The following is a 13180-nucleotide window of genomic DNA, read 5'->3' as shown; positions in this document are numbered from 1 at the left end:
CGCACACCATCGAACAAGACAAGATCCCAAGGAGCCAAAAAATGCCAGCCAAGATTCGAAAGATCATCGTCCAGACCGACGAGGTCCGCGTGGAAATGGGGCGTGACGTTCAGCCCCCGGTGCGCAAGGCGCTGGCCATGGCCGTGATCGAGAACCCCTTTGCCGGACGTTATGTGGAAAACCTCGACGAACTCATCGCCATCGGTGAGGAGCTGGGAGGCCTTCTGGGCGCCCGCTGCGTGCAGGCCCTGGGCATTGCCCCGGGCGATGCGCACAGCTACGGCAAGGCCGCCATCGTGGGCGAGGCGGGCGAGCTGGAGCACGCCGCCGCCATCCTCCACCCCAAGCTGGGCGCACCACTGCGTGTGGCTGTCGAGAAGGGCGCCGCGTTGGTCCCATCCAGCAAGAAGATGGGCGGCCTCGGCACGGCCATCGACGTGCCCCTGGGCCACAAGGATGCGGCTTACGTGCGCAGCCATTTCGACGCCATGGAAGCCCGTGTAGCCGATGCACCGCGGGCCAATGAAATCGTGGTGGCCGTTGTCGTGACCGACAGCGGGCGGCCATTGCCACGTGTCGGCGGCCTCACGGTCTCTGAAATAAAAGGCGTTGACGGCCTGCGCTGAGCCCGGGGCGCGTACAACACACACCTGTTCTGTCTCACCCCCGTTCGATCTCTCTCCAACCATCCTTCAGGAGTCTCCCCATGACGATGCGACGAAACCTCATGCGTGCCACGGCTGCGGCTGCATTGGCCCTTACCCTGGCCCCTGTTTTTGCCCAGGGCGTGATCAAGATTGGCGAGGTCAACAGCTACAAGGCGCAGCCCGCTTTCCTGGAGCCCTACAAGAAAGGCATGGAGCTGGCGGTCGATGAGATCAACGCTGCGGGCGGCGTCAATGGCAAGAAGATCGAACTGATCACGCGCGACGACAACGCCAACCCCGGCGACGCCGTTCGTGTGGCCGAAGAGCTGGTGTCGCGCGAGAAGGTCGATGTGCTGGCTGGCACCTTCCTGTCGAACACCGGCCTCGCAGTGGCCGACTTTGCCAAGCAGAAGAAGTTCTTCTTTCTCGCAGGCGAGCCTCTGTCCGACAAGATGACCTGGCAGGGTGGCAACCAGTACACCTTCCGCCTGCGTCCCGGCACCTACATGCAGGCCGCCATGCTGGTACCCGAGGCCGCCAAGATGAAGAAAAAGCGCTGGGCCGTGGTCTACCCCAACTATGAATACGGGCAGTCTGCCGTGGCGGCGTTCAAGCAACTGCTCAAGGCCGCCCAGCCTGATGTGGAGTTTGTGGCTGAACAAGCCACGCCACTGGGCCGGGTGGACGCCGGCAGCGTGGTGCAAGCGCTGTCGGATGCCAAGCCCGACGCCGTCTTCAACGTACTGTTTGGCGCAGACTTGTCGAAGTTCGTACGCGAAGGCAACACGCGCGGCCTCTTCAAGGGCATCGAGGTGGTCAGCGTGCTGACGGGCGAACCCGAATACCTGGACCCCCTGAAAGACGAGGCCCCCAACGGCTGGCTGGTGACCGGCTATCCCTGGTACGGCATCAACACCCCCGCACACAAGGCGTTCGAGCAGGCGTACCAGGCCAAGTTCAAGGACTACCCGCGCCTGGGGTCGGTGGTGGGCTACAGCATGATCAAGTCGGCTGCAGCCGGTATTGCCAAAGCCAAGAGCACTGACACCGACAAGCTGGTCGCAGCCTTCAAGGGTCTGCAGGTAGACACCCCGTTCGGCAAGATCACCTACCGTCCTGAAGACCACCAGGCCACCATGGGCGCGTTTGTTGGCCGCACCAAGAACGAAGGCGGCAAGGGCGTGATGGTGGACTACGTCTACCTGGATGGCGCCGATGCCAAGTACCAGCCGTCCGCTGCCGACGTGAAGAAGTCACGAAGCGCTGATTGATTCCCCTAGGAGTCTGAGGCGCCTGCTGCGCCTCGGTCCCAGCAGACGCTACCGGCAGTCCGGCACAGCCGGATTTCTGGTGGCGCTGGCGGGGGCGCGCCTGGCTTCTTTCATGTGCTGCGAGCGATGCGCAACACGGGTGGTGATGACTTGAGGGTTTTTCGAACATGAGTTTTTCGGGTTTCATCGTCCAGCTCATCAACGGGCTGGCGAGCGCGTCGTCGCTGTTCCTCGTGGCGGCGGGTCTGTCGCTGATCTTTGGCGTCACCCGCATCGTGAACTTTGCCCATGGCTCGTTCTTCATGGTGGGCATCTACGTCGCGTACTCGCTGGTCGAGCGTCTGAGCGGTGCGCTGGGCTTCTGGGTGGCCTTGCCGCTGGCCGCGCTGATCGTTGGCGTGCTGGGGGCGCTGATCGAGGTGGTGCTGCTGCGCCGCATCTACAAGGCGCCCGAGCTGTTCCAGCTGCTGGCCACGTTTGCCCTGGTGCTGGTCATCAAGGACGCGGTGCTGTGGCTCTGGGGCCCCGACGAACTGCTGGGCCCGCGCGCGCCGGGCCTTTCGGGTTCCGTGAACCTGCTGGGGCGGCAGTTCCCCAGCTACGACCTGTTCCTCATCGTGGTCGGTCCGCTGGTGCTGGGCGCGGTCTGGCTGCTCCTCACGCGCACCCGGTTTGGCACGCTGGTGCGTGCCGCCACACAAGACCGCGAGATGGTGAGCGCCCTGGGCGTCAACCAGGCCTGGTTGTTCACGGCCGTGTTTGCGCTGGGCGCGATGCTGGCCGGGCTGGGTGGCGCACTGCAACTGCCGCGCGAGCCCGCGACGCTGGAGATGGACCTGCACACCATCGGTGCCGCCTTCGTGGTGGTGGTGGTGGGTGGCATGGGCTCCATTCCGGGCGCGTACGCCGCCGCCCTGCTGATCTCCGAGATCAAGGCCATCTGCATCTGGCTGGGTGTGGTCGATGTGTTTGGCCTGAGTGTGTCGTTTTCCAAGCTGACTCTCGTGGTGGATTTTCTGGTGATGGCGGTGGTGCTGGTCTGGCGCCCGTGGGGCCTGTTCGGCAGGCCGCAGGCGCCCAGCCGCTACGTGGGCATGCAGGAGGAGCCGCTGCGTCGGCCTGGCAGGGCCTACCTGGTGGCGGCCGCCGTGCTGGGCCTGCTGCTGGCGGCAGCCCCGCTGCTGACCGCGCAGTCGCCGTACACCACGGTGTTGCTGATTGACCTGCTGATCGCAGCGCTGTTTGCGGCCAGCCTTCACTTCATCATGGGGCCTGCGGGCATGCACTCCTTCGGCCATGCCGCCTACTTCGGGCTGGGCGCCTATGGCGCGGCCCTGCTGGTGCGCTCGCTCGGGCTACCGATGGAGGTCGCACTGGTGGTGGCGCCGCTGGTGGCGGCGGCCGGGGCGTTTGTCTACGGGTGGTTCGCAGTGCGGCTGTCGGGTGTGTACCTGGCCATGCTGACGCTGGCCTTCGCCCAGATCACCTGGGCCATCACGTACCAGTGGGACAGTTTCACGGGTGGCAGCAACGGCCTGACCGGTGTCTGGCCTGCGGCGTGGCTGGCAGACAAGCGCATGTATTACTGGCTCACGCTGGCACTGGTGGGGGCAGGGGTGTGGTGGCTGCGCCGCGTGCTGTTCTCGCCGTTTGGCTATGCGCTGCGCGCGGGGCGCGACTCTGTGCTGCGCGCCGACGCCATCGGCATCGACGTCAAGCGCATGCAGTGGGCGGCGTTTGTGGTGGCGGGCACGGCTGCAGGGCTGGCAGGGGCGCTGTATGCGTTCTCCAAGGGCAGCATTTCGCCGGAGTCGCTGGCCGTGGGCAAATCGGTGGACGGGCTGGTGATGGTGCTGCTCGGCGGCATCCAGACGCTGGCGGGCCCCGTGGTGGGCGCGGTCACCTTCACCTGGCTGCACGACACCGTGGCGCGCAACACCGACTACTGGCGCGCCATGCTGGGCGCCATCATCCTGATCCTGGTGCTGCTGTTTCCGCAGGGCATCGCTGGCACCATCAAACAGATTTTTGACAACATGCGCGACGCCAAGAACACCAAGGAGGGCGCAGCATGAGCCTCCTCAAAGTCACCGGTCTGGGCAAATCGTTTGGCGGCGTCAAGGCGGTGGATGGCATCCACTTCGAACTGGCGGCTGGCGAGCTGCTGGCGCTGATTGGGCCCAACGGCGCGGGCAAGTCCACCACCTTCAACATGGTCAACGGCCAGCTGCCTGCCGATGCAGGCTCCATACAGCTCAACGGCCAGGAGCTGGTGGGCCGCAAGCCCCGCGACATCTGGCGCATGGGGGTGGGCCGCACCTTCCAGATCGCTGAAACCTTTGCATCGCTGACGGTGGTGGAGAACGTGCAGATGGCACTGATCTCCAACGACGGTCTGCTGTTCTCCCTATGGCGCAGGGCTGCCGACCACAAACGCGAAGAAGCCCTGGCGTTGCTCGACCAAGTGGGCATGAAGTCGCAGGCCGACCGGCCCTGCAGCGTGCTGGCCTATGGCGATGTGAAGCGTGTGGAGCTGGCGATTGCCATGGCCAACGCTCCCAAGCTGCTGCTCATGGACGAGCCCACCGCCGGCATGGCGCCCAAGGAGCGCAACGAACTCATGGCGCTGACCAAACAGCTGGTGATCGACCGCAATATGGCGGTGTTGTTCACCGAGCACAGCATGGACGTGGTGTTTGCCTATGCCGACCGGATGATCGTGCTGGCGCGCGGGCGGCTGATTGCCGAGGGCAAGCCGCTGGAGTTGCGCGACCACCCCAAGGTGCAGGAGGTCTACTTCGGCACCGGCAAGACGTTTGAGAAGAAAGCCGCAGCCAATGCGGAGGCGGCATGACCATGACGACCCACAACCCCAAAGAACTGCTGCTCCAGGCTAAGGGCCTGCAGGCCTGGTACGGTGCCGCGCAAATCCTGTACGACGTGGATCTGGACGTGCGCCGGGGCGAAGTCGTGGCCTTGATGGGCCGCAACGGCGCAGGCAAGTCCACCACGCTCAAGACGCTGATGGGCATGCTGGCCAAGCGCAAGGGCAGTATCCAGTTCATGGGCAAGGACCTGTCCAGAACCGACCCGCACGACGCTGCCCGCCTGGGCTTGGGCTTTGTGCCGGAAGACCGCCGCGTGTTCACCGACCTCACGGTGATGGAGAACCTGGAAGTGGGCCGCCAACCCGCCCGCACCTGGCCCGATGGCACAGCCGCCCCGGTGTGGACGCCCGAGCGCCTGTTCAAGCTCTTCCCCAACCTGGGTGAGATGCCCCAGCGCCCGGGCGGCCGCATGAGCGGCGGCGAACAGCAAATGCTCACCGTGGCCCGCACGCTCATGGGCAACCCCTATCTGGTGCTGCTGGACGAGCCCTCTGAAGGTGTGGCGCCTGTCATCGTGGAGCAGATGGCGCACATGATCCTGGAGCTGAAAGAGCAGGGTGTGAGCATCCTGCTGTCGGAGCAGAACATGCACTTTGCCGAGTTGGTCTCCGACCGCGCCTATGTGCTCGAAAAGGGCCAGATCCGTTACCAGGCGAGCATGGAAGAGCTGGCCGCCAACGAAGAGGTGCGGCGCGCCTACCTCAGCGTGTGAAGCAGAAGTTCCCCGGCCCTGGTCCTACCGGGCCATGGCCGATGTGTCAGTGCGTTCCCAACCGGAGTGTTCACCATGCAAACTGCGCAACGTCGTCGCTTTCTTCTTCAATCGGCCGCGCTTACCGTGGCCGGGGCCAGCTTCCCCGCCAGCTGGGCGGCAGGCAAGATCAAACCCGGTGAGCGAGCGGCGCTCATCGTGGTCGATGTGCAGAACTGTTTTGTCCCGGGCGGCACGCTGCCCGTGGCCAAGGGGGATGAGGTGGTGCCCGTCATCAACCGCATTGCTACAGCGTTTGAAAACGTGGTGGTCACGCAGGACTGGCACACCCAGGGCCACGCCTCTTTTGCCAGTGCTCACGCGGGCAAGAAGCCGTTTGAAACCACCAAGCTGAGTTACGGCCAGCAGGTGCTGTGGCCCGACCATTGCGTGCAGGGCACCGACGATGCCGCCCTGCACAAGGACCTCCAGGTGCCCAAGGCCCAGGTCATCCTGCGCAAGGGCTTTCACCAGCATGTGGACAGCTACTCGGCCTTTGAAGAGGCCGACCGCAAGACCTCTACCGGCCTGGCGGGCTACCTCAAGCAGCGTGGCATCAAGACCGTGTTTGTCACGGGCCTGGCCACCGACTTCTGCGTGGCGTGGACGGCGCTCGACGCCAAACGCCTGGGCTTCGAAACCTATGTGGTCGAAGATGCGACCCGCGCCATCGACCTCAACGGATCGCTCGACGCTGCCTGGAAAAACATGAAGGCCAAGGGCGTCAAACGCATCCAGTCCAGCGACATCGATGTCGCCTGACGGCGCACCGCCCCGGTGCTTCGGCGCCGGGGTTTGACGGATTCACAACACCCCGCAGAAATGGTTGCGCAGCCGCTCCGCTTGCAGGGAAACTTGCGCCTTTGATGTAAGGAGCGTTTCATGAAATGTCGTGGGATGGAGGAGGGCAGCATCGACCGCCGTGTGGTGCTGACGGCCCTGGCCGCCGCTGCTCTGGGGGCCGCGGGCCCGGCTGCTGCCGAGACCGGGGTGACGGACACCCGCATCAAGGTGGGGCAGTCGGCCGTGTTCACCGGCCCGGCCAAGGATTTCGGGGTGGACTACAAGGCGGGCATTGCGCTGGCGTTCGACAAGGTGAACAAGACCGGCGGCGTGCAGGGGCGCACGCTGGAGCTGGTGTCGCACGATGACGCGTACGAGCCCAAGAAGACCGCCGAGAACACGGCCAAGCTCATTGACGAAGACAAGGTCTTCGCCCTGATCGGCTATGTGGCCACCGGCAATCTTATCGCCGCCATGCCCCTGGCAGAGAAGGCGGGCGTGCCCATGTTCGCGCCGCTGGTGGGCACCACCTCGTTTCGCACCACGCACAACCGCTACCTGTTCCACGTGCGCGCCAGCTACGAGACCGAGCTGCGCAAGATCGTGGGCCACCTCGCCACGCTGGGCATCAACAACATCGCTGTCATCTACCAGAACAGCGCGTTTGGCAAATCCAACCTCGACACCTGCCTGCAGATCGCCCAGGGCCTGAAGGTCAAGGTGGTCGATTCCGTGCCCATGGAGATCGCAGCCACCGACGCCAAGCCCCAGGTGGCGCAGCTCACCAAGGCCCAGCCGGGCGCGGTGGTGATGATCATGGCGGGCAAGATGGTGGAGGTGTTCCTGCGGGACTACCGGGCGGCGGGCGCGGCGTCGCCGCTGTACACCATCTCGGTGGGCATCACCGATGCACCGGGGTCTGCCCAGCGCCTGAACGGCGGCATCGAAGGGCTGGTCACGGCCAGCATCGTGCCCTCGCCGCAGGCCAGCCGCCTGGCCATCGTGGCCGACTACCGCAAGGACCGCGCGGATGCAGGCGAAAAGATCGACAGCTACACCATGCTGGAGGGCTATATCGCCGCGCGCGTGTTTGTGGAGGGCCTCAAGCGTGCAGGCAAAGCGCTCACGCGTGAAGGCTTCATCAAGGCCATGGAAGACATGGGCACCACCAAGATCGGCGACTTTCCGCTGCAGTACGGCCCGAACAACCACAATGGCTCCAACTTTGTGGACCTGGAGATGTACACGCGCAGCGGGTCGCTGCGACGCTGACTGAGAACAACCCACCGAGACATGCACGCGCCCGCTTCACCCTCCCCGGTCGTCGTCAATGGCCAGCCGTTTGCCCTGCCGCAAAGCACTTTGGCCAGCGCCACGTTGCTGCACGTGCTGCGCAACGACCTGTCGCTCAACGGCCCCAAGTACGGCTGTGGCCTGGGGCAGTGCGGGGCGTGCACGGTGCTGGTGGATGGGATTGCCGCGCGGGCCTGCGTGATCCCGGCGCATGGCGTGGCGGGCCGCGAGGTGACCACGCTGGAAGGGCTGCCCGGGCGCTGCAGCCGCACCGCAGGACTTCACCCGGTGCAGCAGGCCTTTGTGGATGAACAGGCCGCGCAATGCGGCTATTGCCTGAGCGGCATGGTGATGATGGCCGTGGCCTTGCTGGAGCGCAATCCTGACCCCGACGAAGCGGCCGTGCGCCGCGAGCTGTCGGGCAACCTGTGCCGCTGCGGCACGCATGTCGAAATCATCCGCGCCGTGCTGCGCGCGGCAGTGCTGATGCGCGAGGCCCAGGCATGAACACGCCTCCATCCCTGCGCGCCCACAGCCCGCTCACCCGCGCCGACTTCCGTGCCGCCCAGGGCGTGCTGCTGGTGGTGCGCAACCCACCGCCCGCACCACCGCCCGTCAAGGGCCAGCCCGCGCTCGTGGCGGGCAACCCGGCCGAGGGCGTGGAGATACTGATCGCCGTGTGGGACGACGGCAGCGTGACCGCACTCAACGGCCATGTGGACCTGGGCACGGGCATCCGCACCGCACTCGCGCAGATCGTGGCCGAAGAGCTGGACGTGCCGCTGGCGCAGGTGAACATGGTGCTGGGCGACACCACGCGCGCGCCCAACCAGGGCGCCACCATCGCGAGTGCGTCCATCCAGATCCACGCCAAGCCCCTGCGCACCGCTGCCGCGCAGGCGCGCCACTGGCTGGCGGCCCAGGCCGCAGAGCGATTGGGCGTGCCGGTGGATCAATTGCAGGTGCGTGCCGGTGTGGTGCAGGTCACTGCAGACCCGTCGCGCCAAGTGGCCTACGGCGCGCTGCTGGCGGGCGCACACACCACGCTGGAGCTGGTGGATGCCACGACCACCAAGGCCGCCGCCGATTACACCGTGGTCGGCCAGTCCGTGCCGCGCGTGGACATCCCCGCCAAGGTCAGCGGCGAGCTGGTGTTTGTGCACGACATGCGCGTGCCCGGCATGCTGCACGGCCGCGTGGTGCGCCCGCCGTATGCGGGGGCCGACCATGGCGACTTCATCGGCAACACGCTCGAATCGGTGGACCAGCAGTCCATCGCCCACATCCCCGGCATCCGCGCCGTGGTGGTGATCCGCGACTTTGTGGGCATCGTCGCCGAGCGCGAGGAACAGGCCGAGCAGGCGCTGCGCGAGCTGAAAGTGCGCTGGAAGGACTGGCCAGGCTTCCCGCGCCAGGACAGCGCCGAGGCGCTGGAACAAGCCATCCGCGCCAACCCCGCCACGCGGCGCCGCCTGGTGGACGAAGGCGATGTGGAGGGCGCCTTGGCCGCGCTGTCTGCCGACGGCCAGCCCATGCCGCGCACCTATATGTGGCCGTACCAGATGCATGGCTCCATCGGCCCGTCGTGCGCGGTGGCCGAATGGCGCAGTGATGACAGCACAGGCCGCCCGCGCATGGCGGTGTGGGCGGGCACGCAGAACCCCCATGTGCTGCGCGCCGACCTGGCCCGCCTGATGGGCTTGGCCGATGTGGACATCGACCTCATCCGCATGGAGGCCGCAGGCTGCTATGGCCGCAACGGTGCCGACGATGTGGCGGCAGATGCCGCGCTGCTGTCGCGCGCCGTGGGCGCCCCGGTGCGCGTGCAGCTCACGCGCGAGCAGGAGCATTTGTGGGAGCCCAAGGGCACGGCGCAGCTCATGCAGGTGCGCGGCGGGCTCAAGGCCGATGGCTCCGTAGCGGCGTACGACTTTGAAACGTCCTACCCCTCCAACGGCGCCCCCACGCTGGCCCTGCTGCTCACCCGCACCATCGAGCCCGTGGCCCAGGCCTATGAGATGGGCGACCGCACCGCGCGCCCGCCCTACCAGTACGACAACCTGCGCGTGGCCGTCAACGACATGCCGCCCATCGTGCGCGCGTCGTGGCTGCGCGGCGTGTCGGCCCTGCCCAACTCGTTTGCGCACGAGTCGTATGTGGACGAACTGGCTACTGCTGCGGGTGTGGACCCGGTGCAGTTTCGCCTGCAGCTGCTGAACGACCCGCGCGCCGCCGAGCTGGTGCAGGCCACGGCCGAAAAGGCGGGCTGGATTCGCCGCACCGGCCCCCAGCAGCGCCCCTTGGATGGGGATTGGGTGCAAGGCCAGGGCTTTGCCTATGCCCGCTACATCCACAGCAAATGGCCCGGCTTTGGCGCCGCCTGGGCCGCCTGGGTGGCCGATGTGGAGGTCAACAAGAAGACCGGCGAGGTGCATGTGCGCCGCGTGGTCGTGGGGCACGATGCGGGCCTGATGGTGAACCCCGCCGGTGTGGAGCAGCAGGTGCACGGCAACGTGCTGCAGACCACCAGCCGCGCGCTCAAGGAGCAGGTGACGTTCGAGCCCGTCAAGCAGGCCGTGGACAACCGCGAGTGGGGCAGCTACCCCATCCTGAGCTTCCGCGAGGTGCCGGTCATCGAGGTCATGCACATGCCCCGGCAGGACGAGGCGCCGCTGGGCTCCGGCGAGTCGTCGTCTGTGCCGGGCACGGCGGCCATTGCCAATGCAATTTTTGACGCCACGGGCGTGCGCTTTCGCGCGCCGCCGTTCACGCCCGAGGTGGTGCGTGCCGGGCTCAACCCCTTGCCCGGTGGCGCAGGCGAGGCGGCTGCAGGCAGCACCGCACCCACTGAGCAGGCCGAGGTATTGCCCACGCTGGAGCTGCCCGCACCCACCGTGCCCGCCAGCGCCACATGGCCCACCCAGCGCAGCCCCTGGGCGCGCGCCCTGGCTCTCGTCGCCGGTGGCATCGCCATGGGCGCGGCGCTGCTGGGTTGGCGCCCCTCCATCGCGCCCGTGGTGCAGACGGCAGGGGCCTCGGTCTACAACGCTGCCACCATCGAGCGGGGCCGCCTGCTGGCCGCTGCGGGCGACTGCGTGGTGTGCCACACCGCCCCGGGCGGCACGCCCAACACGGGTGGCCGCGCCATGGAAACGCCATTCGGCAAGGTCTACACCACCAACCTCACGCCCGACGCCGAGACCGGCATCGGCCAGTGGTCCTTCAGCGCCTTCCAGCGCGCCATGCGCGAAGGCATCTCGCGCGACGGCAAGCACCTGTACCCCGCGTTCCCCTACACCTCGTTCGCCAAGATGAGCGACGACGACCTCACCGCGCTGTACGCCTACCTCATGGCGCAGCCCGCCGTGCGGGCCGAGGTGCCGAAGACAGAGCTGGCCTTCCCGTTCAGCGTGCGCCCGCTCATGGCGGGCTGGAACGCGCTGTTCCACGACGCGACCCCGTTCAAGCCCGACCCGACCCGCCCGCCCGAATGGAATCGGGGCGCCTACCTGGTGCAGGGCGTGGGCCACTGCGGCGCCTGCCACACGCCGCGCAATGCGCTGGGGGCCGAGCTGGGCGGGGCTGTGTTCCTCTCGGGCACCATGGTGGATGGCTGGGAGGCGCCTGCGCTCACCGGCCTGTCGAAGGCGCCCGTGCCCTGGACGGCCGATGCGTTGTATGGCTACCTGCGCCACGGCCACAGCCCGCAGCACGGCAGCGCCTCCGGCCCCATGGCGCCTGTGGTGCGCGAGCTGGCCCACTTGCCGGACGAAGACATCCGCGCCATGGCGGGCTACCTGGCCTCGTTCACCGCGACGGATGCGGCTACCCAGCCAGCCACCCTGCCTGTGCCTGACCCCCAGCAGCGCGCCCAAGCCGCTGTGGCCCAGGCCGCTGCGCTGGCCCCGCAGCCCGGCCAGGCCCAGCGCCTGTTCGACGGTGCCTGCGCCGCCTGCCACCACGACGGCGATGGGCCGCGCCTGCTGGGCGTGAACGTGCCCCTGGCGCTCAACAGCAACCTGCACAGCGACCGGCCCGACAACCTGCTGCAGGTCATCGTGCACGGCATCCGCGAGCCCGCCGCGCGGGACATCGGCTTCATGCCCGGCTTTGGCCACGCGCTCAGCGACGCGCAGATCACCGAGCTGGCGGGCTACATGCGCCAGCGCTACGCCCCCGGCCGCCCGGCGTGGCGCGATGTGCCCGAGGCGCTGGCCCGCGTGCGGGCGGGGCCTGCACATCCGTAGACTGGCGATCTCGCAGACCCCCTCTGGGCGATCGTCAACACGGTTTTGGAGCCTTTTGGTGCTGAGGCGCTAGTGGAATATGCACAAGCCGCTATCAAAAATAGAGCGACCGTAGGTGCAGTGTTCGGCCCGACAATCGGGCTGCACCACCGCCCTGACACCATGACAGCTGCCGCTCCCTTGCCATCGCACAGCGCTTTGCGCACCCCGCACCGGCGCGTGCAGCGCATCGGCGGCGCCGCAACGCTGGCCCTGTGTTGCCTGGCCCTCACGGCCTGCGGGCCGGATGTGCAGGGGTCGCCCAAGCCGCCCCCGGCGTTTGGCCCTGTGCAGAGCAGCTGGTTCGGCTGCCCGTCCCTGCAAGGGGTGTACGCCTGGCCGCCGGTGGAGCCTGCGGGTGTGCGGGGCAGCCTGCCGTTTTTCACCGGCTCGGCCGAGATGCAGGTCTGGGTGCAGCAGCAGCGCGGCGAAACCACCCTGCGCACGCGCACCGTCAACCGCGCGCGCAACGTGCGCACCTCGCTCACCCGGCAGTGGAGCCTGGTCACCTACGGCGGCGCGCAGGCCCGCTGCAGCTCCGGCATGCTCGACCTGGTCCCGCAGACCGTGTCGCCGGACAAAGAGCCTGGGGCCTCGGGCGTGCTGCAAGGGTTCAGGCTGGCGCTGCTCAAGGATGGCGGGCTGGCCGTGGGCAAGCGCACCGTCAGCACGGGCAACAAGGGCTCGTACTTCTCGTGGGGCGGGCAGTCCTACGGCAGCTACGACGCACCTGATGTGGAGACCTGGACCTGGTTCAAGCTGGCCCGCACCGCTGCGGGGGACAGCGAGCCGCCGGTCATTGACGCCTACGTGCCCGGAGCCACCTCGCCTTAGGCTTTTTGGCTGCAGAGCGGCGTGCCAAAAAGCCCGCGAACTTCCCCGTTTATTGCGCTACCGCCTGCGCCGCCTCCTCGGCACAGTGGCATCGGGGCTTGGTCCATGGTGGGGCAGGCCCGGTCGCCCGCCTCTTTTTGTCGTGGCTGGCGCCCATGTCATCGGCCAGCCCCTGCGGCGGCCGCCCACTGTTGCCGTTCAAGGAGAAAACCATGCCCGCTAGCGAAATTGAAATCCACGCGATCGTGCTGCGACTGCTGCGTGAAGGCTATACCGCCCTGACCGCCGCCCAACGCCGGGTGGTGGACACACTGATGGCGGTGTGCTGACAGCTGCCCGCGGGCTGTTCGGAGGCCCCACGGGGCTGTTCGCGATCCGTTTGAAGCCTTTTGGGCCGGATGCGCTAGTGCTGATTGCCTGAATAGCT

At 67.2% G+C, this 13180-nt stretch carries 10 protein-coding genes; all 10 read left to right on the top strand.

All coding sequences use genetic code 11. The annotated features are described in order from the left end of the window. Positions 1-41 precede the first annotated feature (41 nt). The 10 genes from ASD75_RS00635 to ASD75_RS00590 all read left to right on the top strand — a co-directional run bounded on the left by ASD75_RS00635 (position 42) and on the right by ASD75_RS00590 (position 12753). On the top strand, positions 42-626 hold the full coding sequence (locus ASD75_RS00635; RefSeq protein WP_056742264.1) for an amino acid synthesis family protein: 585 nt from the start codon (positions 42-44) through the stop codon (positions 624-626). A gap of 80 nt (positions 627-706) precedes the next feature. Further along, positions 707-1918: an ABC transporter substrate-binding protein gene (locus tag ASD75_RS00630; RefSeq protein ID WP_056742262.1), complete on the top strand. Its 1212-nt coding sequence runs from the start codon at positions 707-709 to the stop codon at positions 1916-1918. Positions 1919-2085: 167 nt separating this feature from the next. Then, positions 2086-3993, top strand: coding sequence for an ABC transporter permease (locus ASD75_RS00625; RefSeq protein WP_056742260.1), 1908 nt, complete (start codon positions 2086-2088; stop codon positions 3991-3993). Continuing rightward, positions 3990-4772, top strand: coding sequence for an ABC transporter ATP-binding protein (locus ASD75_RS00620; protein WP_056742258.1), 783 nt, complete (start codon positions 3990-3992; stop codon positions 4770-4772). The genes ASD75_RS00625 and ASD75_RS00620 overlap by 4 nt, the downstream gene beginning before the upstream one ends. 2 nt (positions 4773-4774) lie before the next feature. Continuing rightward, positions 4775-5518, top strand: coding sequence for an ABC transporter ATP-binding protein (locus tag ASD75_RS00615; protein WP_056743121.1), 744 nt, complete (start codon positions 4775-4777; stop codon positions 5516-5518). 75 nt (positions 5519-5593) lie between these two features. After that, positions 5594-6319, top strand: a complete 726-nt coding sequence (pncA, locus tag ASD75_RS00610) for a bifunctional nicotinamidase/pyrazinamidase (RefSeq protein ID WP_056057733.1) — start codon at positions 5594-5596, stop codon at positions 6317-6319. A 120-nt stretch (positions 6320-6439) separates the two neighbouring features. Further along, the gene (locus ASD75_RS00605) at positions 6440-7612 is read left to right on the top strand and encodes an ABC transporter substrate-binding protein (protein WP_082564832.1); all 1173 of its coding nucleotides are present in this window, start codon (positions 6440-6442) and stop codon (positions 7610-7612) included. Between the two features lie 21 nt (positions 7613-7633). After that, complete coding sequence (locus tag ASD75_RS00600; RefSeq protein WP_056742254.1) at positions 7634-8140, top strand: (2Fe-2S)-binding protein; 507 nt, start codon at positions 7634-7636, stop codon at positions 8138-8140. Continuing rightward, a complete protein-coding gene (locus ASD75_RS00595) occupies positions 8137-11880 on the top strand; it encodes a molybdopterin cofactor-binding domain-containing protein (RefSeq protein ID WP_056742253.1) in 3744 nt (1247 codons plus the stop codon). Before ASD75_RS00600 ends, ASD75_RS00595 begins: the two co-directional genes overlap by 4 nt. 162 nt (positions 11881-12042) lie before the next feature. Next, positions 12043-12753, top strand: a complete 711-nt coding sequence (locus ASD75_RS00590) for a hypothetical protein (protein ID WP_235511510.1) — start codon at positions 12043-12045, stop codon at positions 12751-12753. Positions 12754-13180 lie beyond the last annotated feature (427 nt).

The sequence above is a fragment of the Acidovorax sp. Root568 genome, assembly GCF_001427445.1.
Taxonomy (GTDB): Bacteria; Pseudomonadota; Gammaproteobacteria; order Burkholderiales; family Burkholderiaceae_C; genus Acidovorax; species Acidovorax delafieldii.
Note: the sequence above shows the minus strand (reverse complement) of the source record. Positions and strands in the feature narration are given on the sequence as shown.

What these genes read in the sequence shown, in the direction of transcription:
- ASD75_RS00635 (WP_056742264.1), top strand. Translation starts at nt 42, where the DNA reads ATGCCAGCCAAGATTCGAAAGATCATCGTCCAGACCGACGAGGTCCGC.
- ASD75_RS00630 (WP_056742262.1), top strand. Translation starts at nt 707, where the DNA reads ATGACGATGCGACGAAACCTCATGCGTGCCACGGCTGCGGCTGCATTG.
- ASD75_RS00625 (WP_056742260.1), top strand. Translation starts at nt 2,086, where the DNA reads ATGAGTTTTTCGGGTTTCATCGTCCAGCTCATCAACGGGCTGGCGAGC.
- ASD75_RS00620 (WP_056742258.1), top strand. Translation starts at nt 3,990, where the DNA reads ATGAGCCTCCTCAAAGTCACCGGTCTGGGCAAATCGTTTGGCGGCGTC.
- ASD75_RS00615 (WP_056743121.1), top strand. Translation starts at nt 4,775, where the DNA reads ATGACGACCCACAACCCCAAAGAACTGCTGCTCCAGGCTAAGGGCCTG.
- pncA (WP_056057733.1), top strand. Translation starts at nt 5,594, where the DNA reads ATGCAAACTGCGCAACGTCGTCGCTTTCTTCTTCAATCGGCCGCGCTT.
- ASD75_RS00605 (WP_082564832.1), top strand. Translation starts at nt 6,440, where the DNA reads ATGAAATGTCGTGGGATGGAGGAGGGCAGCATCGACCGCCGTGTGGTG.
- ASD75_RS00600 (WP_056742254.1), top strand. Translation starts at nt 7,634, where the DNA reads ATGCACGCGCCCGCTTCACCCTCCCCGGTCGTCGTCAATGGCCAGCCG.
- ASD75_RS00595 (WP_056742253.1), top strand. Translation starts at nt 8,137, where the DNA reads ATGAACACGCCTCCATCCCTGCGCGCCCACAGCCCGCTCACCCGCGCC.
- ASD75_RS00590 (WP_235511510.1), top strand. Translation starts at nt 12,043, where the DNA reads ATGACAGCTGCCGCTCCCTTGCCATCGCACAGCGCTTTGCGCACCCCG.